The organism is Nocardia sp. NPDC050412, from assembly GCF_044458825.1.
Taxonomy (GTDB): Bacteria; Actinomycetota; Actinomycetes; order Mycobacteriales; family Mycobacteriaceae; genus Nocardia.
On the sequence record NZ_JBITIJ010000005.1, the window covers coordinates 40,866 to 64,518 of the forward strand.

20 protein-coding genes and 1 pseudogene are annotated in these 23,653 nt (G+C 64.8%); 11 read left to right on the plus strand and 10 right to left on the minus strand.

What is annotated here, in order from left to right; translation table 11 throughout:
- Nucleotides 1–19: 19 nt before the first annotated feature.
- Nucleotides 20–1,261, plus strand: a complete 1,242-nt coding sequence (locus ACIBI6_RS14670) for an RNA polymerase sigma factor (RefSeq protein ID WP_396956531.1) — start codon at nt 20–22, stop codon at nt 1,259–1,261.
- A 43-nt stretch (nt 1,262–1,304) separates the two neighbouring features.
- Here the strand turns inward: ACIBI6_RS14670 and ACIBI6_RS14675 are convergent, their stop codons facing one another.
- Together ACIBI6_RS14675 and ACIBI6_RS14680 are read right to left on the minus strand one after the other, a co-directional pair.
- Nucleotides 1,305–1,994 (minus strand): CAP domain-containing protein, encoded by a 690-nt coding sequence (locus ACIBI6_RS14675; protein WP_396956533.1) that lies wholly within the window; start codon nt 1,992–1,994, stop codon nt 1,305–1,307.
- A 483-nt stretch (nt 1,995–2,477) separates the two neighbouring features.
- Nucleotides 2,478–3,488 (minus strand): GlxA family transcriptional regulator, encoded by a 1,011-nt coding sequence (locus tag ACIBI6_RS14680; protein WP_396956534.1) that lies wholly within the window; start codon nt 3,486–3,488, stop codon nt 2,478–2,480.
- 35 nt (nt 3,489–3,523) lie between these two features.
- On the opposite strand from ACIBI6_RS14680, the pseudogene ACIBI6_RS14685 reads away from it, so the two are divergent.
- The 4 genes and pseudogenes from ACIBI6_RS14685 (at nt 3,524) to ACIBI6_RS14700 (ending at nt 6,981) form a co-directional block, all read left to right on the plus strand.
- A pseudogene (locus ACIBI6_RS14685) lies at nt 3,524–4,382 on the plus strand (dienelactone hydrolase family protein).
- A gap of 456 nt (nt 4,383–4,838) precedes the next feature.
- Nucleotides 4,839–5,738: a hypothetical protein gene (locus ACIBI6_RS14690; protein ID WP_396956535.1), complete on the plus strand. Its 900-nt coding sequence runs from the start codon at nt 4,839–4,841 to the stop codon at nt 5,736–5,738.
- A 196-nt stretch (nt 5,739–5,934) separates the two neighbouring features.
- A complete protein-coding gene (locus ACIBI6_RS14695; RefSeq protein WP_396956536.1) occupies nt 5,935–6,273 on the plus strand; it encodes a hypothetical protein in 339 nt (112 codons plus the stop codon).
- 321 nt (nt 6,274–6,594) lie between these two features.
- Nucleotides 6,595–6,981, plus strand: a complete 387-nt coding sequence (locus ACIBI6_RS14700; protein WP_364345764.1) for a hypothetical protein — start codon at nt 6,595–6,597, stop codon at nt 6,979–6,981.
- 351 nt (nt 6,982–7,332) lie between these two features.
- Here the strand turns inward: ACIBI6_RS14700 and ACIBI6_RS14705 are convergent, their stop codons facing one another.
- The 4 genes from ACIBI6_RS14705 to ACIBI6_RS14720 form a co-directional block, all read right to left on the minus strand.
- Nucleotides 7,333–7,641, minus strand: coding sequence for a hypothetical protein (locus ACIBI6_RS14705; protein ID WP_364345766.1), 309 nt, complete (start codon nt 7,639–7,641; stop codon nt 7,333–7,335).
- Between the two features lie 880 nt (nt 7,642–8,521).
- The gene (locus ACIBI6_RS14710; RefSeq protein WP_396956537.1) at nt 8,522–9,433 is read right to left on the minus strand and encodes a cutinase family protein; all 912 of its coding nucleotides are present in this window, start codon (nt 9,431–9,433) and stop codon (nt 8,522–8,524) included.
- 207 nt (nt 9,434–9,640) lie between these two features.
- Nucleotides 9,641–10,654 (minus strand): NAD(P)-dependent alcohol dehydrogenase, encoded by a 1,014-nt coding sequence (locus tag ACIBI6_RS14715; protein ID WP_396956538.1) that lies wholly within the window; start codon nt 10,652–10,654, stop codon nt 9,641–9,643.
- Between the two features lie 4 nt (nt 10,655–10,658).
- Nucleotides 10,659–12,167 carry a mannitol dehydrogenase family protein gene (locus ACIBI6_RS14720; protein WP_396956539.1) on the minus strand — a complete coding sequence of 503 codons (1,509 nt, stop codon included), beginning with the start codon at nt 12,165–12,167 and terminating at the stop codon, nt 10,659–10,661.
- 87 nt (nt 12,168–12,254) lie between these two features.
- On the opposite strand from ACIBI6_RS14720, the gene ACIBI6_RS14725 reads away from it, so the two are divergent.
- From ACIBI6_RS14725 to ACIBI6_RS14750, 6 genes are all read left to right on the plus strand, one after another.
- Nucleotides 12,255–13,259, plus strand: a complete 1,005-nt coding sequence (locus tag ACIBI6_RS14725; RefSeq protein WP_396956540.1) for a sugar-binding transcriptional regulator — start codon at nt 12,255–12,257, stop codon at nt 13,257–13,259.
- The gene (locus ACIBI6_RS14730) at nt 13,256–14,608 is read left to right on the plus strand and encodes an ABC transporter substrate-binding protein (RefSeq protein WP_396956542.1); all 1,353 of its coding nucleotides are present in this window, start codon (nt 13,256–13,258) and stop codon (nt 14,606–14,608) included. The genes ACIBI6_RS14725 and ACIBI6_RS14730 overlap by 4 nt, the downstream gene beginning before the upstream one ends.
- A 2-nt stretch (nt 14,609–14,610) precedes the next feature.
- Nucleotides 14,611–15,579, plus strand: a complete 969-nt coding sequence (locus ACIBI6_RS14735) for a carbohydrate ABC transporter permease (protein ID WP_396956544.1) — start codon at nt 14,611–14,613, stop codon at nt 15,577–15,579.
- Between the two features lie 74 nt (nt 15,580–15,653).
- A complete protein-coding gene (locus ACIBI6_RS14740; protein ID WP_364346087.1) occupies nt 15,654–16,448 on the plus strand; it encodes a carbohydrate ABC transporter permease in 795 nt (264 codons plus the stop codon).
- Nucleotides 16,449–16,458: 10 nt separating this feature from the next.
- Nucleotides 16,459–17,571: an ABC transporter ATP-binding protein gene (locus ACIBI6_RS14745; protein ID WP_396956546.1), complete on the plus strand. Its 1,113-nt coding sequence runs from the start codon at nt 16,459–16,461 to the stop codon at nt 17,569–17,571.
- Between the two features lie 26 nt (nt 17,572–17,597).
- Complete coding sequence (locus ACIBI6_RS14750) at nt 17,598–18,548, plus strand: carbohydrate kinase (RefSeq protein WP_396956548.1); 951 nt, start codon at nt 17,598–17,600, stop codon at nt 18,546–18,548.
- 64 nt (nt 18,549–18,612) lie between these two features.
- On the opposite strand, the gene ACIBI6_RS14755 is transcribed toward ACIBI6_RS14750, so the two are convergent.
- From ACIBI6_RS14755 to ACIBI6_RS14770, 4 genes are all read right to left on the minus strand, one after another.
- Complete coding sequence (locus ACIBI6_RS14755; RefSeq protein ID WP_396956550.1) at nt 18,613–19,335, minus strand: hypothetical protein; 723 nt, start codon at nt 19,333–19,335, stop codon at nt 18,613–18,615.
- Between the two features lie 28 nt (nt 19,336–19,363).
- Nucleotides 19,364–20,728, minus strand: a complete 1,365-nt coding sequence (locus tag ACIBI6_RS14760) for a flavin monoamine oxidase family protein (protein ID WP_396956552.1) — start codon at nt 20,726–20,728, stop codon at nt 19,364–19,366.
- A gap of 223 nt (nt 20,729–20,951) precedes the next feature.
- Nucleotides 20,952–21,941: a hypothetical protein gene (locus tag ACIBI6_RS14765; RefSeq protein WP_364345787.1), complete on the minus strand. Its 990-nt coding sequence runs from the start codon at nt 21,939–21,941 to the stop codon at nt 20,952–20,954.
- A 574-nt stretch (nt 21,942–22,515) separates the two neighbouring features.
- Nucleotides 22,516–23,583, minus strand: a complete 1,068-nt coding sequence (locus ACIBI6_RS14770) for a serine hydrolase domain-containing protein (RefSeq protein WP_396956555.1) — start codon at nt 23,581–23,583, stop codon at nt 22,516–22,518.
- Nucleotides 23,584–23,653 lie beyond the last annotated feature (70 nt).

The window sequence follows — 23,653 nt, forward strand, 5'->3', positions numbered from 1 at the left end:
GTAGGGCCGAGGGTATCGGGTGACCAGTGCGACCCGGCGGACCGTGGAGGCGGTCTGGCGGATCGAGTCGGCGCGGTTGATCGCCTCCCTGGCGCGAATCGTGAACGACCTGGGCTTGGCCGAGGACTTGGCCCAGGATGCGCTGATCGCGGCGCTGGAGCAGTGGCCCGAGTCGGGCGTTCCGGACAAGCCGGGCGCCTGGCTGCTGGCTGTCGCCCGCCGTCGCGCGGTCGACACAGTCCGCCGCCAGGTGAATCTGGAGCGCAAGCTCGCACTGCTCGCCCGCGAGACGCCTGAGGGCGAGGATCCGATGGACGCGATCGAATTCGACAGGCAAGTCGACGATGATGTCCTGCGGTTGATGTTCACCGCGTGCCACCCGGCGCTCGGCCGCGACGCCCGGGTGGCGCTCACGCTCAAGACGGTGGCGGGACTGTCCACCGACGAGATAGCCCACGCCTTCCTGATCCCGCCCACCACGCTCGGTCAGCGGATTTCGCGCGCGAAGAAGACGTTGTCGAACGCGGGGGTCCGGTTCGAGGTTCCGGTCGGCGACGAGCTGACCGCACGGCTGGCCTCGGTGCTCGAGGTCGTCTACCTCGTCTTCAACGAGGGATACGCCGCCACCAGCGGCGATTCCTGGATGCGTGCAGAGCTGTGTGCGGAGGCCATGCGGCTCGGTCGGATGCTCGCCGCGCTCGCACCCGACGAACCGGAGCCGCACGCACTGGTGGCGCTGATGGAGTTCCAGGCGTCGCGGCTGCGGGCCCGAACCGACGCCGGCGGCCGACCGGTGCCGCTGGACCGTCAGGACCGGACCCGCTGGGACCGGTTGCTCATCACCCACGCCGAGGGTGCGCTGCGGCGGGCCGAACACCTCGGCGGACGCGGATCCTACGTGTTGCAGGCCTCGATCGCCGCCTGTCACGCCCGCGCGATGAGCGCCGCCGTTACCGACTGGCACCGCATCGCCGAGCTCTATCACGAACTCAGCGCACTCACCGGCTCGCCGGTGGTCGAGCTGAACCGGGCCGTCGCGGTGTCGATGGCCGACGGACCCACAGCCGCGCTGGCCATCGTCGATGAGCTGTCCGCCCTCACCGCGCTGCGCGGCTACCACCTGCTGCCTGCCGTCCGGGGTGATCTGCTGCTCAAGCTCGAACGTCGCGACGAGGCACGCTCGGAGTTCGAACGGGCCGCGGCGATGACCGGCAACCAAGCCGAGCGGACGCTGCTGCTCGACCGGGCCGCGTCCTGCTGAATCGGCCGTGATGACGGATGGAATCGCAGAAAGGCCCGGGAAGTCAGCTGCAGGAGACGAATTGCTGGACGAAGATGCCCGCGGGGTCGCTGGTGTCGAAGCCGGGGCGGGCGGCGCCGGCACGGACACCTACACCGAGCTTGGTGACGTTGCGGTCGAGGATGTTGGCCTTGTGGGTGGGGCTGTTCATCCACCAGGTGAGGGCTGCTCGGGCGGTGGTCAAGGTGTTCGAGCCCCAGCCTGCGTAAGTGTTCTCCGACCAGCGGTTCACGTCGGGGGCATCGCCCTCGTAGTAGGTGCAGGGGTTGTAGGACTTCACGCGGCGCTGGATCTGGGTGTCCACCGGCACACCGGCGAGGTCGGGATCGTCGTGAGAGTTCGCCCCGTCGGTCCACCATTGACGTCCCTCGGCGTGGCGGGCGAAATCCGCTGCGCTGTTTCGTAAGTCGTCGCTCCATTTCAGTTCGGGGACACCGGCATTGGCGCGTTCGATGTTGGTGAGGCAGAAGACGGCGCGCTCGATCTTGTCGAACTGGTCGTTCAGGGCGAACATGGCGCCGAGGCCATTGTTGGGGTACTTGTTCGCGAAGTACTGGTAGCCGTGTACAGGGTCGTCGGCGTTATCGCAGGTGGTGGCCGCGGCGGCGGGCGCGGCGGTGTGCGGGAGACCGGTGACGGCGGTGGTTGCGATGGCCAGCGCCACGAGGGCACCGCCGATGATCTTGCGGCTCATGGTCTTTCAGCTCCGTACGTTCGAGGAACCATTGGGCTCCTCGAGCATCGGCGCCGAGACCAACAGTCCACCAACGGAATACCAATGGGCGCCGGACCGCTCCCAATGCTGTCTACCAGCTGGGCTCCGACGTCGCGACCTGTGCCGTGCCCGCGGATCGGCGCTGCTGCGCGATATCAACAGATCCGCCGCGGTAGCCCTGCCGGAACACCACCTCCACCGCCAGCATCGGGCAAGTGGGCTGCCGGGAGTACAGGCTGATCAGCCGGTCACCAACAGCAGTGTTGCCGGGTCGGTGGATCGGGTCAGTCGTGCCGGATCGGTCGAGATCGACGAGTAACCAGTGAGCCTGGGTTGGCGGCGTCGCCGCGGCGGGGGTAGGAGGTTCGTGGTAGCGCGGTGGGCGGCAGCGTCATCTCGATTCGCGAGGTCGCTGGTGATGTGGCGATCACCGAAACCACCACGGCCGCAGCGGCTGTGGTGTCAGTTCGGCGTCGAGGTTCGGGTGCGGGGCCGGGTGGTGGTGGGGGATTCGCCGGTGTGGCGGCGGTAGATGCGGCGGAAGGCGGCGGGGTCGGCGTAGCCGGTGGCGGCGGCGATGGTGTCTATGGGGTCGTCGGTGGTGGCCAGCAGGGCTGCGGCATGGCTGACGCGGAGGCGGTGGACGTATTCGGTGGGGGACATGCCCAGGTGGGTGTGAGTGCGGCGGGCGAGGGTGCGGGGGGAGACGGATGCGGCGCTGGCCAGTTCGGCGAGGCTCAGCTGGCGGCTGAGATTGGTGGTGATGTGGTGTTCAAGGGCTCGCACGGCGGGGTCGGTGGAGCGGAGGTGTTCGAGGATCATGTAGCGGGATTGGGACATGCGGGAATCGAGGACGAGGTAGCGCGCTACGTGGTCGGCCAGCGCCGCACTGTGTAGGCGGGCGATGAGGGTGAGCATGACGTCGGCGTGGGCAAAGGCGGCGCCGGCGGTGACAACCGGACCGGTGTCGATGACCATGCGGTCGACCACGACGGTGATGTCAGGGAAGCGGCGGGTGAAAAAGGGGGCGAGCCACCAGGTTGTGGTGGCGGTGCGGCCGGAGCGCAGGCCGGAGGCGGCGAGGATGAAGGTTGCCGAGCAGGACGCGGCAACGGTTGCACCGTTGGCAGCGGCCTGTCGGATCAGCTCAATGGCCTGCACAGTGTCGGGGCGTGACAGAAGTTCGTGAATTCGTCCCTCGGTCCCGGCCGACGGACCCAGCAGAACCGAGATATCGGTTGAATCGAATTTCACAGTGGCGGACAGGCTTTCGGTTGTTACCGGAATTGATCGTTCGCTTCCGGATCGCACTGGTTTGCCATCGACGGAGATGACGCGTTGGCGCAGCAGATGGTCGCGGTGCGAGGGAGTGCGGTCCTGGGCTAGTCCGGCAGCGGTGTCGACGATGTCGATGCCCATGCCGAGCGCTCCTTCGAGCACACCCTCGAGGATCAGATGGGTAATTATTGGCAAGATTGGACCGAAAAGTGGCGGTTCAGTCAATGGTTATGCCAGCCTGCGACCGGCATGGTGTGAATCTGCAGCATCCCTCCTTTGATAATGTCCGCGATGATCGGCTCGACGACTTCCACTGCCGGAAGGTCACGTTCGACGGTGCCGCACGCGCGGTGTACGTGTCGGGAGCCGGACCGGCGGTTATCGTGATGGCCGAAATGCCCGGTATCAGTCCCGATGTGGTCCGCTTCGACCGCTGGGTCCGGGACGCCGGGCTCACGGTGTACATGCCGTCGCTGTTCGGCCGCGATGGCGCCTACCCCGGAGGCCGAGGCGGGGCTCGCGGTATTCAAACGTGCCTGTGTCAGTGCCGAATTCCGTGCGTTCGGCGGCGGGGCTGCGAGTCCGGTCGCCGACTGGTTGCGTGCCCTGGCTGCCCTCGCCCACCGGGAATGCGGTGGTCGGGGAGTCGGCGCGGTCGGAATGTGTTTTACCGGCAACTTCGCCCTGACGATGATGCTGGAGCCGTCGATGCTCGCCCCCGTGCTCTGCCAGCCTTCCCTGCCGCTGGATAATCCTGCTGGGCTGGAGATTTCATCCGAGGACCTGGCGTCTGTCCGCGAGGTTCTGGATCGGGAGAATCTGGTCGTGCGCGCCTATCGCTTCGAGGGCGACCGCTTCTGCACCGCAGCGCGTTTCGCCGCCTATGCCGAGGCCCTCGGCCCCCGTTTCGAGCCTCGCGTCCTTTCCACTGACGCGGCGAATCCCGCGCCGCCGCCGTTCTTCGAGCAGTTCGTCGGCTGCGCTCACAGCGTTGTGACGGCTCATTTGATTGATGCCGAAGGCGAACCCACCGCAGCGGTCCGCGACGAGATCATCGAATTTCTGGTTGAGAGACTTGCCGATGCATGAATGCTTTCGCGCTGGGCCTTCTCAAAGAAGTTGCATCATGCTGGGCACAGTCATTGACCGTGAAGTTGCCGACCGATGGTATGGCGGGTGCGGCAGCGGAGACTGTCTTGGAAGGGGTTGATGTTGTGGTTGTCGTCCGGGGAGGTAGATACTATGCGACGTCGCCGGGGTGGTGGTATCAGCGTGCACAGGTGCCCTGTGCGGGGAGACGCAGGCCGTCCAGCGTTTTGAGCTGTTTGACGATGACATCTCGAACCAACTGGTCATACTCAGAGTGCGGGAGTTCGTGAAGTTCACAGCGTGACAACGTGAAGGTGCGCCGCGAGGTGGCTGGTCAGGCCCCTGGCCGCCGTCATCGACCTGGTATGTCGACTATTCACGATCCGGGTGTGCGGGCAGGTCGGTCGGCGCGTGATACCGCATGGTTACAGCCCTACAGCCAACCGAGGAGGCATAATGCCTTCAATAGATTCCGCGTCTGCTCAGCGCGAGGTGGAAATCAGGTTCGGCGAATGCGTGACAGCGGATCAACGGCCTTTTGCCGAACAGTCGATTACCGCAATGATCGAGCGGCATTCCGAACGCGTGGCGCGGCGGCGAGCGGAAAACCGTGAACATGCCGAGTTGATGCGGGCAATCCACGCGCCGCTGCTGAAAAGCATCGAGCAAGACCAGGACGCGTCCGCAGCGTTGCGTGTCCTTCGGGCGAAGAGACAACCGGACTACTCCGGCGGCGACGGCGTGGTGCACCGCCCAGTCCGAGACTCGTCGAGTCCTGGGCTGATCGAGTTACGCGGGTTCGAACTCATCGGCCTTCCCTACCACTACGACTGGCATTGGCATAACGGCGATGGAGAACTCCGCCCCCACATGGAAACGGACCGTATCGCCGGCACCGCGAAGGTTGCCTCCGACGTCATCGGTTCCGGAACGTGGGTGACCGGCCATGCTGGTATCGGCGTCGCGCTGACAACCGACCACCTTGCTGCCGCGGCGGCGCGCCCGGCCCGGACAACCTGGGACAGCTATCGCGTGGCAGGAGCCCCGATCGGAGGGAATGCGACAAGCGAGGGCGGGACCGAGGTCACCGTCTTCGAGGACGGCAACCTCGTCGCTTCCGGTACCGACAAGCATTGGCATGAGCGAGCCAGCAACGGCGAACTGAAATTCCACAACACCGATGGATTTGGGATCAACGACCCGATCGAGGTCATGTGGATAATGCGACCAGATCACACGTACACGCTCAATGTCGGTGCCTGGACGTATTGTGAGTATCACAACGGGCTTTTCAGTCAAAGCGAAGCCCATGCCACCGTCGACGCGAAGGTCCTGTTTATCGGCCTCGATCGGTAGCTCACAGAGCGGTGCGGGCTTGCCGGGCGGCCGGCGACTCCGCCGAGGGGCGCGCGCACTTTGTCTGCGGAGGTGGGCTGCCAGGCCGGAGTTCGCCGAGGCCGGCGGGAGGCGTTCGCGCGTGATGTTCTGGCCTTCCGCGCGGTGAGCAAGGCGAAATTTTCCGTGCTCGGTTACAGCCTACGGAACTCCGGTTGTGTCCGACGCGACCGTCGGTGGGCGACTGGATGGCGTGTTCGGCAACCGCGCGATCGCGGTCCCGTCAGTACCACTGCTGTCCGAGGGCTTCGTGCGGCGAGCCGACGAGGCAGGTATGCGTCTGGCCGTATGGGGCGTGGCCGGTTCCGGCCGGATGCGTGCGGCGATCACGCTGGGCGTCGGCGAGATATCGACGAGAAGCGGGGAACATCTCGCGCTTCTGCGCGCCGAGGTCGCCGAAAGCGGGTTCCGGATACCCGAAGCGTTCTCGCGTTCGACGCCACCGCCGGACGGGCCGCCGACAGCCACGCCGTGGTCCGGGTTCCTGGGCCGATGACGGGGTCTGGGAACCCGATAGCTAGTGCCTGTGTCTGGTCAATCCCGCACCGGGCGCGGCGCACGAGGGGCAGGGGCGCGAGTTGCTCCCTGCTTCTCGATATGGCCGACGGCCCGCAATAGGTCCACAGAGCATCGGCACACGTAACGAAGCCATCGGGTGTTGTTAAGAGGCGGGTGCGGTGACTGGGGTTAACGTGATGCCGCCGCAGCGAGCGGTGTGACCGCTTCCGTGGACTGCTCTTGTTTGTGCAGCCAGAATTCCGATGCTCTTGGAGGACACATGCTTACTCCTTTTCGGACCCCCGTTGTCGCGCTCACAGTGGCCGCCGCGGCGACGTTCATCGTCTCCGGCGTTGCGCAGGCGACCCAGCCGACGACTATCGAGATCGACGCCGACGGCGTAGCAATCGTGGGATCTGATGCGACAGGCGAGAAGTTGAGTGTTCCGCTGCGCTACACATGTCACGCAAAAGACGGCAAAGGTCACCTCGGAGTCAACGTCCGCATCGCCGATATCCTGGTAGGCATCGGCAATGCGAAACCGACGTGCGACGGGATCGAGCACAAGGCCGTCATCATCGTGACTGCGAGCCAAGCGGACGACCGTTTCGAGGCTGGCGACGAGATCGCTCTCGAAGTAAATGTGGAGACCGTCGAAGGTGGTACGGCCGACACAGGCACGGACCGGAAGATGGTGGTGCTGTAGGCGAGCGCCCCGCCCGTAGACCAGTTCGGTCTTCGGGGGCCACTGCCGCCACGACGGTTGCGTCTCGAACTCTTCCGGAAATTTTTGTGCCGTCCGGCGAGTTGTCCGAACGGCACAAGACCTGATCTTCAAGGAAGCCCCGGACGCACGGCGCGGAGAGCTATCTCATTGGCAGGCAAACGGAATCGTCAGATTTCATAGGCTGTGGCTACTCGACACAGCGAATTATCGCTTGGATACCGGCAAATTCACTGCAATAGCGCGCGCCCGCCGATGTGAGGCGGAGCGGCACAAAAGAAATCCGGCCCCGTGAGGGGACCCGGACGAAGCGGCGATCTACCGAGACCCGAATTAGGAGGCGGGCTTGGGCTGGGAGAGATCCCTGACGCCGGTGATCGCATCGATGATGTTGAGGATGGCGGAGGTGCCGCCGTCGAGGGCAGAGCTGCCGGAGTCGAGCATGGCGGAACCGGAGGACGAGCCAGCCGAACCCGTGGATGAGCCACCATCGGCCGAACCCGAGCCCGAGCCGGTGGCAGCGGAGCCGGTGGCAGCGGAGTTAGCGGCGGGGTTAGCGGCGGAGGCGACCGCGACCGGGCCGAAGAACAGGGCGGCGGCGGAGACGGTGGCGGCGGCGGCAAAGACCTTGCGAGAGACCATGTACGGAGCTTCCTTTCACAGATGGATAACGACGCCATCACGGCGCACACCCCAAATGTTATTAAGAAGTGATCTGCAAATCTACTTTTCTTATTGTGCAAATAATCACGGTTAATAATAGGCAAACACTATCTTTAGCCTAGGTGACGCAATTTGATCTTTATCGCTCATGCGAATTAGATGATCAAATTCGCTTGATTTATTCGACGGTGCCGCGAATCGGCATGCGGCGTACCCGATCTCGCAGCGGACCTTCGCTCGCGGCCCGGCGTGAACTCGAGCCGATGACGCGCTCGGGGCCCGTCGGACGACGGCGAATCCGGCGTTACCGGGCGAGGTGTCGCGCGGCGCGACGGCGCGACACCGAGCTGGGACGATGTCGACCCATGTATCCTCGCTCTGCTGCGCGCCGATGGCCGGGCCCCGGGGCAACCAACTCACCGCCGAGACCGGGGTGTCCTACTCCACGGTGCAACGCCGGATCCCTGAGCCGCGACACCGGCGTGCTCTACTTCGACGTCGACACCGAACGCGCCCGACTCGGCTCGCGCTTCCGTACGCTGCTCCGGATCCCGAGAACCCTCCGAGCCGTCCAGTGGTTCGAGCGCGCGGTCTCAGCTGATGCCCTGTTGATCGGGCTCCATGAGAGCGACGACCCGATCCTTGTCACGCGCCTAGGGTCTGCCGGTGTATTTCGTCGAGATCCTTTTGTGCCCACGCGGGTTGGCGGGAATCACCGACATGCGGTCTGCTGCGAGCGCGTCGGTGGGCCGTGCAGCCATCAGTAGCTCCAGACGAGCGCACATGCCAACGGGTAGATGGAGCGCCGGGTGTCCGGCAGAACCGTGGGACATGTCCGGGAAGTTAGGGGCGCAAGCGACTAATTGCGTGCGGCGTCGATCAGCTGTTGGCGCAGCCAGGTGAGAGGGGTGACGCCGCCGGGGTCGATCGCGTAGTGGGGGTAGCTCTGGTGGATCCCTGACTTCAGGAAATCGTCGATCTGTTTTTTGCGTTCTTCGTAGGCGGAGTTGTTGAGCTGGTCGTGGAGCAGGCCGAGACCGCCTGCGGCGAGGGCGTCGGCGATGAGGTTGCCCGCCTGCTGCTGATAGGGGCCGATCTGGGTGGGGTCGGGGTTGGAGATCTGGGCGAAGAATCCGGCGATGCGGGCGGCGAAGTCGCCGTCGGGGGTTGCGCAGTACAGATCTCCCGGGGCGCAGAAGGTGTAGGTCTTGGGGGTGAGCCAGCCGAAACCGCCCAGGCGTGGACCACCGGCGCCGGCGCCCACGACAGGAGGGCCGATCAGGTTGTCGGTGGGGGAGCGGCGGGGATCGGATATCAGCCCGACCAATGCCACGCGGTCCGGCGCTACGACGCCCAGCCCGGTGCCGATCTCGGCGGCGAGATCACCGGCGGCGTCGGCGCCCTGGCTGTAGCCCAGCAGCGCGAAGCGAGTTGCGCCACAGCGCTGCGCCATCGCGTTGACCAGGCCACGGGTGTTGTCGAGGGCTTCGCGTTTGGAGCGGCCGTACACCTCGCCTTCCCAGGGGAACGCGGTCGCGGTGTAGGCGACGTAGTCGGTCTCGACGTCGCCGGGCAAGCCGTCGGCGACGGCGGCGAGCATCCCTCGGCCCGGTTCGGACTTCGAGGTTTCCCATGTGCCCGGAACGGCCACGACATACATGTCGGGGCACTGCTGCGGGGCTGCTTGTGCGGTTGTGGCGACGCCGACCGGAAGGGCGGCGCTCACCAGGGCAGCCGCGCATGCGGCGGTGTTTTTCCATCGAGAAAACATCGTCTACTCCCGGGGTTTCACGATCCAGCGCGTTGTCCGATCGGCGAAGGTTACTTAGCGAGTGTAAAGGGCGTGTCAGGACGGCGCTGGGATTATACGTCAGTCACGCGCTTGACTGGTGGACGAGCAGACCGCCGGGCGCCCCGGCTAAGTGCGCGTACAACTGACAACGCCATGAATAAGAGGGGGCACGTTCGGCGGAACTGGTTATCGGCCCGGTAACACAATCGGTTTGATCGAGCTGTGGTCGTGGCGGCCGCTGGTCAATGCCGCGCCGACTTCATCGAGGCCGAAGCGGCCGGTGACCAAGCGGTCGAGATCGACTCGTCCGGTGGCGGCGAGGTCGATCGCGGTTGGCCAGGTGTTGGCGTAGCGAAACGTTCCGGTCAGCTCGAGTTCGTGTTCCTGAAGGTAGGGCAGGGGGAGTGGAATATCGTCGCCGCCCATGCCGACCAGTACCACCCGTCCGGCCCTGGCCACAGTGCGTATCGCGTCGCTGATTGCTCGTGGGTGTCCGGAGCATTCCAGCAGCACATTCGGTTCGAATCCGATGTCGCGCAGTGCGGTGTCGGCGACGTCTACGGCTTGTGTGCAGCCCAATTCGATGGCCAGCGCCAGTCGCTGCGGGTTCACATCGGTGATCACGACCTCGGATGCACCGAAAGCCAGCGCGGTCTGTGCGGTGACGAGTCCGACCGGGCCCGCGCCGTTGACCAATACCCGGTCGCCCGCACTCACCCGACCTTTACGGCATGCCCATACGCCGACCGATAGTGGTTCGAGCAGGGCGGCCGCCTCGTCGGTCAGTGAATCCGGCACCGGATGGGCGAATTGCTGGTGCAGCACCACGTATTCGCAGAATGCGCCGTCGATCGGGGGTGTGCCGAAGAACCGCATGTGCGGGCACAGGTTGTAGCGGCCGGCCCGGCATTGGCGGCAGGTGAAGTCCGGTATCCCGGGCTCGAGCGAGACTCGTTGCCCGAGGTGATGGTGTCGCGCACCGGTGCCGAATCCGACCACCACACCGCAGGCTTCGTGGCCGAGCACCAACGGTTGGTCGACGATGTGGTGGCCGATCCGACCGTGCTCGAAGTAGTGCACATCGGAGCCGCATACGCCGACCGCGCTGACCTCGACGAGCACTTCGTCCGGAGCCGGTTCGGGCACGGCACGTTCCTCGATCGCGATCTTTCCGACGGCTTCCAGGACCGCTGAGCGCATAGCGTCACTGCCTTTCGTCGCGTGCCAATTCGGCAACCGTCGCCCGGGCGCCACGAGCATGCAGTGCACGCAGTGCCGTGACATAGGCGTCGAGAAATCGGGGCCGGTCGATCAGATCGCCGAATACTGTTCTGTTGCTGAGGAATGCGGTGGGGTCGTCGCGCTGGCGGCGGGCCAGCGGTGTCAGCTGGTCGCGGAGCCGGTCGATGACCTCGATCGGCTCGCCGTGCTCGTCGATGCCTTCGGCATAGCGTGCCCAACCGGCAACGATCGTCGCGGCACAGTCGATCTCGCCGGATCCGTCGCGAGTGTCGAGCTGCTGACGGATGACCGGCAGCAGCCATTTGGGGATGCGGTCCGACGATTCGGCACACAGTCTGGCGATGGTGTCGCCGATCGCGGGATTGGAGAACCGTTCGATGAGCGTGTGTTTGTAGCGGTCCAGGTCGACGCCGGGCACCGGGCGCAGGGTAGGTGTTGCCTCACGGTCCATGTAGCGCAACAGGAATCGGCGGAAGTCCGGATCCTGGGCCGCTTCGTGCACGAGGCGGTAGCCGCTCAGATATCCCAGATAGGCGAGTGCCTGGTGGCTCGCGTTGAGCAAGCGCAGTTTCATCAGCTCATACGGTGCGACGTCGGCGACGAGCTGCACCCCTACAGCATCGAAGTCGGGACGGCCGAGGGTGAACGAATCCTCCAGCACCCATTGGGTGTACGGCTCGGTCACCACCGGCCACCGATCCTCCAGGCCATAGCGGCGCGAGAGCTCGGCGGACGCGTCGGGGGGTGTCACCGGCGTGATGCGGTCGACCATCGAGCTGGGGAACCGCACCGCATGCTCGACCCAATCACCGAGCTCACGATCACGCAGCCGCGCGAACGCCCCGAAGGTGGCTCGCGCGATATGTCCGTTGCCCTCGATGTTGTCGCACGACATGATGGTGAACGGCGTGATGCCCCGCGCCCGGCGGCGCACCAGCGCCTCGGTCACGAGTCCGAATACGGTGTGGGGCAGACCGCCCGACGCGAGATCGGCCCGAATCGCCGGATCGGCAGCGTCGAATTCGCCGGTGGTCGCCGAGAAGTTGTATCCGCCCTCGGTGATGGTCAGTGAGACGATCCGGGTTGCCGGATCGGCTAGCTTCTCGATTACCGCTTCCGGATCGTCTGGCGCATAAAGGTATTCGATGATCGAGCCGATCACACGGGTACGCCAGGTACCGTCCGGCTCGGTGACCGACAGGGTGTACAGGCCATCCTGCGCCGCCAGCACATCGCGCATGCGCCGATCGGCGGGCAGCACTCCGACTCCGCAGATACCCCAGTCGGTCGCGCCGCCCTGCTCCAGTAGCCGATCGATGTACATCGCCTGATGGGCTCGGTGGAACCCGCCGACGCCGAAATGGACTATCCCGGTGCGGATCCGGGTGCGGTCGTAGGTCGGCACCGAAACTTCCGGGGCGAGCCCGTGGATCCTGGCGGCACGTAACGCCGTGGTTGTGGCCCCGTTCATAACGACCCTTCGACTGTTGTGTACGTCACACTCCGATGGTAGCCTCTTGAACAATAGCTCACACGCTGAGCAGATGATCAGGCATCGATGAGGAGCACAGTGGCTACCGAAGCGTCCCGGCCGGGAAATCCGGACGATGTCCGGTTGGCGTTGCGGGCTGCGCAGCTCTATCACCTCGAGGGCGCCACCCAGGCGGAAATCGCCGCCAAGCTGGGTGTTTCCCGCCCGACCGCCGGGCGGCTCATCGCCCGCGCGCGGGCGCAGGGGCTGGTGCGCATCGAGATCAACGTCCCCGACGAGCTGCGCTCGGCTGTGCACGCCGATGTCGAGAGCGAACTCGAGGCGAGGTTCGGGCTCACCGAAGCGGTCGTGCTCGGTGAAGTGCCCGATCGATCCCAGGCGAGCCTGCTCCCGTTCGGTCGCGCCGCGGTCGGCGTCCTGCACCGTCGACTACGGCCGGCGGATACCCTCGGATTCACCTGGGGCCCGGACACCATCGCGGTCGCGCATGAGCTGTGGACGAAGTCGGCACGGTGCGCGACCGTTGTCCAGCTGGACGGTTCGATGACCTCGGGTGACTACCAAACCGGCGTCGATTACACACTCGGCCGCTGCGCCGTTCAATTGCAGGCCACCCCCGTTCGGTTGCACGCACCGCTCTACGCGGATCCGGCGACCGTGACCGCGCTGGAACAGGATTCGCTACTCGGCCGCGCCATGTCTTTGGGGCGAGACGCCGACGTGATGATGTTCGGTGTCGGACCTGTCTCCACCGCCACCACTTTGTTCGAAGGCAGCTATCTCGACACCGCGATCCTCGATGAACTCGGCGAACTGGGCGCGGTCGGGGAAATCGGCGGCCGATTCTTCCGCGCCGACGGCAGCGATGTCGCGGGATCCCTTGCCGCACGCACGGTTTCGGTCGGACTCGACGCCATCCGGGCCTGCCCGACCTCGCTGCTGATTTCCGGCGGAGAGTCCAAGCACGAAGCCGTCCTCGGTGCGCTGCGGGGCGGACTGGCCACCATTCTCGTCACCGATATCGAGTGTGCGCGGTGGCTGCTGGAAAAGAAGGAGAGTTCTGGCCGATGAATGGACACCATGCGAAGGCCGCTGCGGCGCTGGCTGTCGCGGTTGTTATGGGGGTGGGCGGCTGCGCGGGCGCCGGATCGTTCACCTCCAGCGGCGATACCGTCACCATCGCGATGGTTTCGAACTCACAGATGCAGGACGCTATCGCCCTGTCCGGTGAGTTCGAACGCGAAAATCCGGGAATCGAACTCAAATTCGTCTCGCTGTCGGAGAATCAGGCCCGCGCCAAGATCACCGCCTCGGTCGCCACCCACGGTGGTGAATTCGATGTGGTGATGATCAGCAACTACGAGACACCGCAGTGGGCCAAGAACGGCTGGCTGGTCGACCTGTCGGATTACGAGCGCGAGACGCCCGGCTACGAGGCGCAAGATTTCATTCCCTCCCTGCAGAAATCCCTGTCCTACCAGGGTGATATGTACTCCGTGCCGTTCTACGGCGAATCCTCGTTCCTGATGTACCGCAAGGATCTGTTCGAACAAGCGGGGCTGACCATGCCCGCCGAACCGACCTGGGATCAAATCGCCGAGGCCGCCGCGAAACTCGATGATCCCGGCGGTGGTCGCTCCGGTATCTGCCTGCGCGGTAAGCCCGGCTGGGGTGAATCGCTCGCACCGTTGAATACCGTGATCAACACCTTCGGCGGACGCTGGTTCGACGAGAACTGGCACGCCCAGCTCAACAGTCCCGAAGTGGTTCGTGCCGTCGAGTTCTACATCGACCTGGTGCGCGAACATGGTGAACCCGGGGCGGCCGCCAGCGGATTCAGCGAATGCGCCACGCAGCTCTCCCAAGGCAACACCGCCATGTGGTACGACGCGACCTCGGCGGTCTCGGTGCTGGAAGATCCCGCATCCAGCAAGGTGGTCGGCAAGATCGGGTACGCGCCGGCACCGGTCATGCAGAAGCCGAACTCGGGCTGGCTGTACACCTGGTCGCTGGGGATTCCCAAATCCAGTGAAAAACCCGATGCGGCCTGGAAATTCATCTCCTGGATGACCGGTAAGCCCTACATCCGGATGGTCGGCGAGAAGCTCGGCTGGTCACACGTGCCACCGGGCAGCCGGATGTCGACCTATCAAATTCCCGAATACGCCGCGGCATCGAAGGCATACGGACCGTTGACACTCTCGTCGATGCAGGGGGCCGATCCGGAACATCCCACCGTGGCGCCGGTGCCCTATACCGGAATTCAGTTCCTCGCCATTCCGGAGTTCCAGGACCTCGGAACCAGAGTGAGCCAGCAGATCAGCGCCGCCGTCGCGGGTCGGACCAGCGTCCATGACGCACTCGACCAAGCCCAGCAATATGCCGACGCGGTCGGCCGGTCGTATCGAGAGAACCAGTAGTCATGTCTGAAACCACCACAGCGCCAGCAGCTTCCGACTCGACTACGGAACAAGCACCACCGCCGACCCGCGCGCGGCGCGACCGGCTCGCACGAGCCGAAAGCTGGCGCAGGCGCGGTCCGCTGCTACCCGCCCTGATCTTCATGGTTGTGGTCACCCAGGTGCCGTTCGTCTTCACGTTGTACTACTCGACGCAATCGTGGAACCTGGTCCGGCCGGGCTCGCGCCATTTCATCGGATTGCAGAACTACGCGGATGTCTTCCGCGACAGCCAGTTCCGGCAGGTGGCGCTCAACACCGTCATAATGATCGTCGGGACCGTCATCATCTCGGTGATCCTCGGACTACTGCTGGCATTGCTGCTCGATCGCGCGTTCTTCGGCCGCGGCATCGTCCGCACCCTACTGATCACACCGTTTCTGGTGACTCCTGTCGCGGCGGCATTGATCTGGAAGACCACCATGCTGGATCCGGTGTTCGGACTGGTGAATTTCGTACTGAAACCGTTCGGCGCCGGCCAGGTCGACTGGGTGAGCAAGTATCCGCTGCCCGCGGTGATGGCGGACCTGGTATGGCAGTGGACGCCGTTCATGATGCTGCTGATCCTGGCCGGGCTGCAATCGATGCCACGCGATATCGTCGAGGCCGCCCGCGTCGACGGCGCGAACTCCTTGCAGATCTTCCGTGAGCTCACCCTCCCGCATCTGCGCCGGTTCATCGAACTGGGGGCCGTGCTGGGGGCGATCTACTTGGTCAACACCTTCGACGCGGTGTACATGATGACCTCGGGTGGGCCGGGCATCGCCAGCTCCAATCTGCCCTTCTATATCTATCAGCGCGCTTTCCTCGGTTTCGATATCGGTCAGGCCGCGGCAATGGGTGTCGTCACCGTCATCGCCACCACCATCGTCGCGACGTTCGCGTTGCGACTGCTGTTCAAGTCCTTCACCGGAAAAGAGGAAGCCGCATGAACGCGCATGCGCTTGCCGACAAACCCACTGCGGCACAGCAGGTTCCGATACGTCGTCGGCACAACCGAGCGGGCATGCTGTGGGGTGCGCTGGCCTGGGTGATCGGCATCGGAATGTTCTTCCCTGTGCTGTGGATGGTGCTGACGGCGTTCAAACAAGAGGGCGACGCCTACACCGATCCGCCGAAGCTATTCTTCACCCCGACCCTGGACCAGTTCTCCGCGGTCCTCGACAGCGGTATCGGCACCACGCTGCTGAACTCCACCTTCGCCACCGGGATGTCGACGATTCTCGTTCTGGCCCTGGGAATTCCGGCGGCATTCGCGCTGTCGTTACGTCCGGTGCGCAATACCCGCGACGCGCTGATGTTCTTCATCGGCACCAAGATGCTGCCGATCGTGGCGGCGATCGTGCCGCTGTATGTGATCGTCGGCAATATCGGGCTGCTGGACAATATTTGGGCGCTGGTCATCCTCTATACCGCGATGAATCTGCCGATCGCGGTGTGGATGATGCGATCGTTCTTCCTGGAGGTGCCCGGCGAGCTGCTCGAGGCGGCAAGCATGGACGGGGCGAGCCTGTGGACCGCGGTGCGCGAGGTGATCCTGCCGCTGGTATCGCCCGGTATCGCCGCCACCGCACTGATCTGCATCATCTTCTCCTGGAATGAATTCTTCTTCGCGGTGAATCTGACCGCCGTACAGGCACAGACGATTCCGGTGTTCCTGGTCGGCTTCATCACCGGCGAGGGCCTGTACTGGGCGCGGCTGTCCGCAGCCGCGGTGCTCAGCGCCCTGCCTGTCGTCCTCGCCGGCTGGCTCGCACAGAACAAGCTGGTGCGCGGCCTGTCCTTCGGCGCCATCAAGTAAGGAAAAACTCATGGCCACAATCCATTACGACTCCGCATCGTGTGTCTATCCGGGCGCGGAGACGCTCGCGGTCGACTCGCTCGACCTCGATATCGCCGACGGTGAGTTCATAGTCCTGGTCGGGCCGTCGGGCTCGGGCAAATCCACCGCATTGCGAATGCTCGCAGGCCTCGAGGAGATCGATGGCGGCTCCATCCGCATCGACGGTCAGGACATGGTCGGTGTGTCGTCCAAGGACCGCGATATCGCCATGGTGTTCCAGAATTACGCGCTGTACCCGAACAAAACCGTCGGGGAAAATATGGGTTTCGCGCTCAAGATGATGAAAGTGCCGGTGGCCGAACGCAAACGCCGCGTCGCCGAGGCCGCCGAACTACTCGGTCTCATCCCGTATCTGGACCGCAAACCTGCGAAACTGTCTGGCGGACAACGGCAACGGGTGGCGATGGGGCGCGCGATCGTGCGTGAGCCGCGGGTGTTCTGCATGGACGAGCCGCTGAGCAACCTCGACGCCAAATTGCGCGTGCAGACCCGCACCCAGATCGCCGCGCTGCAGCGACGGCTGGGCACCACCACCGTCTACGTCACCCACGACCAAGTGGAGGCCATGACCATGGGGGACCGGGTGGCGGTACTGCGTGACGGCCGGTTGCAGCAGTTCAGCACCCCCGCCGAGCTCTACGACCGGCCCACCAACGCGTTCGTCGCCGGGTTCATCGGATCACCGTCGATGAACCTGTTCCGGGTGCCTCTCACCTCCGGTGGCGTCGACATCGCAGGCACCACAATGGAATTGTCGCGCGAGCAGATGACCCGGCTCGCCGAAGCGAGCTTGGACACGGTGACCATCGGCATCCGGCCCGAACAGCTCGAACTCTGCCGCGACGGAACAGGTTTCACGGTCACCGTGGAACTCGTCGAGGAACTCGGCAGCGAATCGTATGTGTACGCGCGCATACCCGGTGCGCCGATCACCGGCCTCGACGGCGAGCCGTTCACCTTCGTCGCCCGCTCGGCGAGCCGTGCCCCGGCCAAACTCGCTGAGACGGTAACACTCCAGGTCAACGACCCCGCCGCAGTACATCTGTTCCATCCCGTGAACGGAACGCGAATCGCGGCCTGATACCCGGCACAAGGAGGACCACACCGGTGATCACAGTGGTTGGCGAAGCGTTGCTGGATCTCATCGCCGACTCGGATGCGCAGGTCTTCGCATCTCGCCCTGGCGGCAGCCCGGCGAACGTCGCGGTCGGACTGGCACGTCTGGGAGCGCAGGTCACCTTGGCGACCCAGCTGGTCGACGACCTGCCCGGTCGCATCGTGGGAAAGCATTTGCGGGCAAACGATGTGGTTGTCCAACGCTTGCCCGCCCAGTCGTCGGCGACCAGCATCGCCCTCGCTGCGTTGGACAACGACGGCGGCGCCACCTACGACTTCCGGATCGCCTGGGATGTCACCGAACCGCCGCGGATCCTGCCGGATTGCCTATGCCTGCACACCGGATCGATCGCAACCGCCCTATACCCCGGAGCAGCCGTTGTCGAAGACCTGATGCGGACACAGCGAAGGAGTGGTTCGGTGACGATATCGCTGGACCCGAACATTCGCCCTTCCCTACTGGGATCAATCGACGGCGAACGCGCCAGGGTCGAGCGCCAAGTCGGCCTTGCCGACATCGTCAAGGTCAGCGCGGAAGACCTGCGATGGCTGTATCCGGGCACGGACCCGCGCACCGTAGCGCGGGACTGGCTCGCCAGGGGGCCAGCGCTCGTTGTGGTTACCCTGGGCGCCGACGGCGCTTACGCCCGCACTCCGCGATTCGCGGTGACGCGGATTGCCCCGCAGGTCAGCGTGGTGGACACCGTCGGCGCGGGCGACGCCTTCACAGCGGGCCTTCTCGACGCACTCGGCGGAGCCGGGTTACTGGGGAGATCCCGTCGAGAGCAGTTGGCGGCCATTACCCGGTCCGGGTTGGAAGAAGTTCTGGATTTCGCGATCGCAGTGGCCAGTGCGACCTGTAGCAGACAAGGTGCGGACCCACCGCATTGGAGGTGGGCGGCGAACCGGCATTTCGGGCCGCGCGCTGGGCGCGATTTCTGAACGGACTCATGGCTGCATGCCCCAGTGTGCATAAGAGCGGTTCACGCAGTCCTGATCGTGGTCATCATGAGCTGGAGCGGGCCGCCTGATGGCGCAGCGCATCGTATGGCTCGAAATATGCCTCGCCCACGATGAACATTCCGCGTTGCGGCAGCCAGAAGTCACCCAACCTCGCCTGCTCGGCCAGCGGCCCAGGAGGACCGATATCGATGCCGTCGATCCGTGCAGCACTGTTCTCGACGGTCCACAGCATCCGCGGGTTGGCACGGAACCATTGACCGTTCGGGGACGTCCCGCTGAGCCGGACTCGCCCGACGCCGAGGGCCGGACCCGCAACCCGCGACATGAGCGCCAGGACGGCAGGGCGTCGCCACAAAGGCGCGGGCAGTATGCGACCGAGACCCGTCATCGCCGCCGTCGCCGCCGATCGTCCCAGTTCGAGATCCCACACAAGCCTGTCTGGCACCTCCACTGTGAACGCGGACGGACCCGTCCACGTCACCGAGATGTGTTCGACCCGTGCGTCTTCGAGGGCTGAGCCGAAATAGCGGGCGCAGCTGGCCTCCGGGGAAATATTGCTGTAGATCACCCATTCGCCGGCCGGGTCTCGATGCCACACCGAGTCGTACCCTGCGCCGACCGAGCTGGCAGGGAAGTGCCGAAGCGCCAAGTAGTGGCCGCTGACGAATGGCATCCCCATCACCCCGTAGCCGGAAAATCGCTCCTGTTCCTCACCTGATGGGAGCGTTGTGTGGACTTCGGCGATCGATCGTGGGCTTTCGGTCATCGCCAGCCTCCTCGAGGAGTCTCGAATGTCATACCGCGCTCGCGGTCTCGTACTCGAGCACTTCACTTGCCGCCCGTTCTCCCGAGCGAACGGCTCCGTCGACCCAACCGCACATGACGGCAGAGCTCTCGGTTCCGGCCCAGTGGATGCGGCCGCACGGTTCACGCAGAGCATGGCCGAATTGGCTGAGGACACCGGTGGGTGCGTGACTCAGCATCCCGCCGCCGGAGTAGCGCTCGACACTCCAATTCTGCTCGATGTAGTCGACGGGGGCGCTGGCCTTTTCACCGAACCGCTCCACGAGTGCACCGAGTATCGCTTTCCTTCGATCGGACTCATCGAGTCGTCCGATCTGCCGCGCGATGGGTCCCTCGGTGATGACACACATGACCCCGGGCCGCCCAGCGTCGGTGCAGGCATCGATGGTGATGGTTGCGGGCGACCCCGGTGCGGCCGATTGTCCCGACAACCCGTCCGCACGCCAGAACGGCTCGTCGTACACGACGGCAATCTTGACGATCGAGCCGCTCGGCATCCGCTGATGTAGGAACGATCGGTCGACCGGCAGCATCGGCTCGTAAAGGATCTGGCTCGCAATCGCCAGGGGAACCGCCACAATGACGCGGCGTGCGCGCACGGTCAACTCGTCGGAGCGTACCGTCACTCCGTCGGCGTCCTGATGGATGTGCCGGACGGGCTGTGACAGGTGGATCGAGTCGCCGATCTCGGCCGCCATCGGACCAGAGATGGCACCCATGCCGCCAACCGGTCGCGCATCTTCGGCGGCGTCCTTGACTCCCAAGACGAAGCCGGGCCCGCCCCCCGACGCCATCTGGTACAGCACAAACAGCAACGACACCTCCGAGGCGTCGGAGGTGTAACAGCCGGCTATCGCGGTCTCGAGGAGCTCATGGGCGGGCTTGGACAGGGTGTTGCTATCCAGCCACTGCGCCAGGCTGATCCGATCCCACTTGTCAGCATTTTTCGCTGTCCACGGAGCTTCGAGGGGAATCGACTTGCACATATGACCCAGCTCGAGAAACACCGCACCGAGGTTCATCGCCGCCCAAGGGCTCATCGTCCACGGGATCGTGCCCGTGTAGCGGTGTTGCTTGCCGTCGACCACCATCATGGCCTCGCCGTCGGTGTACTGCTTGTAACTCGATACCCCGAACTCGTTCATCAACGCATAGATCCGGTTCTGCCCTGGCCCTATCCAGGCGCCACCACGATCGATCCAGGCCCCGTCCGGGCGCATCTCGGTGAACGTGCGCCCGCCGGACCGGTCGCGAGCTTCCAGCAGCGAAACTGTTCGACCCGCCTGTTTCAGCCGCAGCGCGGCCGTCAATCCAGCAAACCCGCCACCAACTACGCAATAATCGACGTCTGTCATGGAGCGCCGCCCTCGGGTTGAAGTTCCGCGCAAGGCCGCCGTGCGGCCACGCGCACTGCTCACCGCACCCTCGACACAACGGGTGCAAAATCGCCGTCGATCAGGTAGAGCGTCGGATATTCAGCAATTCTAGAGCGAATCCCGAGGCAGGATAAGCCAGTGGGCCGATCCGAGCCGCCGTGCAGACGGCTCGGCCAGTGTCGTCGCATTCGAGATCGGCAGGTCAGCGGTCCGGCGTGAACGGCTCGGTGCCGAGCACCAAGCGCAGACCCGAGATGCCGGAATGCGCTCGCGCGTAGGCCAGTTCGTGGCTGATGTCACCGATGTTGTTGACGATGGGAAGCGAAATGGCGAGCGTTGACAGAGTGCCGAGCGCATAGCCATCGCGGTCGAGCAAGGCGCTGCCGCTGTCGCCCGGGATGCCGGGGATAGGCGCGATAAAGACGTGGGTCCAGCCACCGGCAGCGATATCGTCGATCTTGCTTTCACCGATCTGAGGGGACAGGCTGGCGATTCCGCCACGCAGCAGGGAGTTCCAGTAGCTGTAGAGGCGGTCGCCGGCATTCGTGCCGCTGGTATTGATGCCGACCGGGCCGCCCCAGTGCGGCAGGCTCGGATTGACTTCAGCGGCGGCCTCCGGCGCGAGGCGCACCAGCGCCAAGTCGTTGTAGGCGCAGGTATTGCGGTCCTTCTCACCAATTTCCTGCATGGTCAGCCAGCTGCTATATGCGAGCTGACCGGTGGTGGTGGTCGTCGCCCCGGAGACCGGCGATAAGTTGCGGTTGAAACTCACGGCGGTCCCGAGGGGAAGGCTACCGGCGGTGCAGCCATCGGTATCGGTGACCAGTCCCGTGGTGGCGCAGTGAGCCGCCTGGCCGATGTACACATGGCCGGTGTCATCGACGAAGACGTAGTTCGCCGTGCATTGGACCGCGCCCTCGGTATAGGTCTGTATCCCAGGGGTGATTGCGGCGGCGGCGGCGGGTGCCCATCGATGTCCGGCCTGGTCGGCGGCAACGGTCGGTCCGTAGCTGGCGCCGAAGGTGAAGGCCGGCCGTTGCGGCGACGCAGGAGTCGAAGCCGAAGCATGGTTTTCTGCCGTGCTGTCGGTGCCGGGCTGGCTGCCACAGCCGGCGGCCAAGTACGTGCCGGTCGCGGCGAGTACGCAGGTTACCGGAATGGCGAACGCGCGGCGAAAACTGGACAGCAGCATGGATGGTCTCCTAATCGTTGTGAGGTTGCCGATCTAGCCCGGGGGTGCGGTCGCGGACAGCAAAGTGCCGAGCGCGACGACGTCGCCTAGCGATTGCCATCCGGTCTCCTGCTCGCATTGCTTCCTTGGACAGCGTTGCGCAAACTCGTGGCGATGCTCGAACAAGTTTCAGAGCCCGGCAGGGCAGCTGCCGGGTAAGTCGCGATGACCAGCTGATCTGAACCGTATTCGTTTGCCATCGCGAGGTGATCAGGTATCGCTCAGAAGTAGACCAGACACTGAGATGAAATCTCGCAAATTCCCAGCATAACTACCTGAACCGGCTCGGCGAATCGCGACGCTCCCACCGAGGCGATCATGTCCGCGATACGCCTCCGGTCCTCGGCCGCGCGCGTCCCGGCTGTAATTCCAACTCTGTCAGGGGAACTCGCTTGACGAACGCGCGTGCACCAGCAATGTCCGCCGCCGCCGACCTGCCGCCGATACTGGGCCGACTGCGTGGGGGATCCAACACATTCGCCCAGCGACCACTCGGCTCGCGGTTTCGTGCTCGCCGTCCTGAGCGGATGCGCCGTCAGGCTGTCAGGGCATCGTAGGCGGCGATCAGTATGCTCAGGGCTCGCATATTGTCGTCGGTCCACAGCACCTGGTTCATCACGTACGACACCGTCATCCGGTGCTCGAAATCGACCAGAACCAGTGAACCGCCCCAGCCGCCCCACGAGCAGGTGCGACCCTCGAGTCGATAGCCCATGCCCCAGCGGATCGGCCGTTCGAGCACACGGTCCCGGCCTTGGAATTGTTCTTCGAACACGCGCTCACAACCGGGCTGCGACAGCAGGCGGACACCGCCGACGCTGCCGCCGCACGCGAGTATCGACTGGACTGCGGCGACTGAGCGTGCGTTGCCGTGACCGTTGATAGCAGGGATCTCCGCGCGCCGCCACGCCGGAGTGTTGGCATCGGACACTCCGACCGAGAATCCCTCGGGGCGGTCCCCCTCGGGCGCGGGAATGAGCGCTGCGACGCGATGGTCGTGTTCGGGGCCGAGCCCTATGTGGAAGTCCGCCCCCAATGGCACTGCCACTTCCTCGGCGAAGAATGCGCCTACGCTGCGTCCGGTCACCCGGGCGATGACCTCACCGACGAGGAAGCCGAAGGTGATCGAGTGATAACCCCCTTCGGTGCCCGGTTCCCATTCGGGTGACTGTCCGGCAAGACGCGCGGTGACGGTCGGCCAGGAGTACAGGTCGGCGGCCGTGACGGGGTCGTCCCATACCGGCAGACCCGCGGTGTGACCGAGCAGGTGACGTACCAGCACTTCATGTTTGCCCGCCGCCGCGAACTCCGGCCAGTACCTGGCGACCGGCGCATTCAGATCGAGTACGCCACGGTCGGCCAGTATGAGCGCGCACAATGCCACCATTGTCTTGGTCGTCGACCAGACGTTGACGAGGGTGTCCGCCTGCCACATCACCGTGCGATCCGCGTCGGCATATCCGCCCCAGATGTCGACCACAGGTTCGCCGTCCACGTACACCGCCGCCGACGCACCGACATCGTCGGCGTTCAGCGATGCCGCGAGCGCCTCGGCGACACCAGCGAACCGTGCATCGTAGGAACCCCGTATATCGGTAGTCACAGGCGCACCGTAGACCACGTTCACTCCACGGCGCCAATGGTTTTCACCCACTGCGGCTCGTTTGTCACCA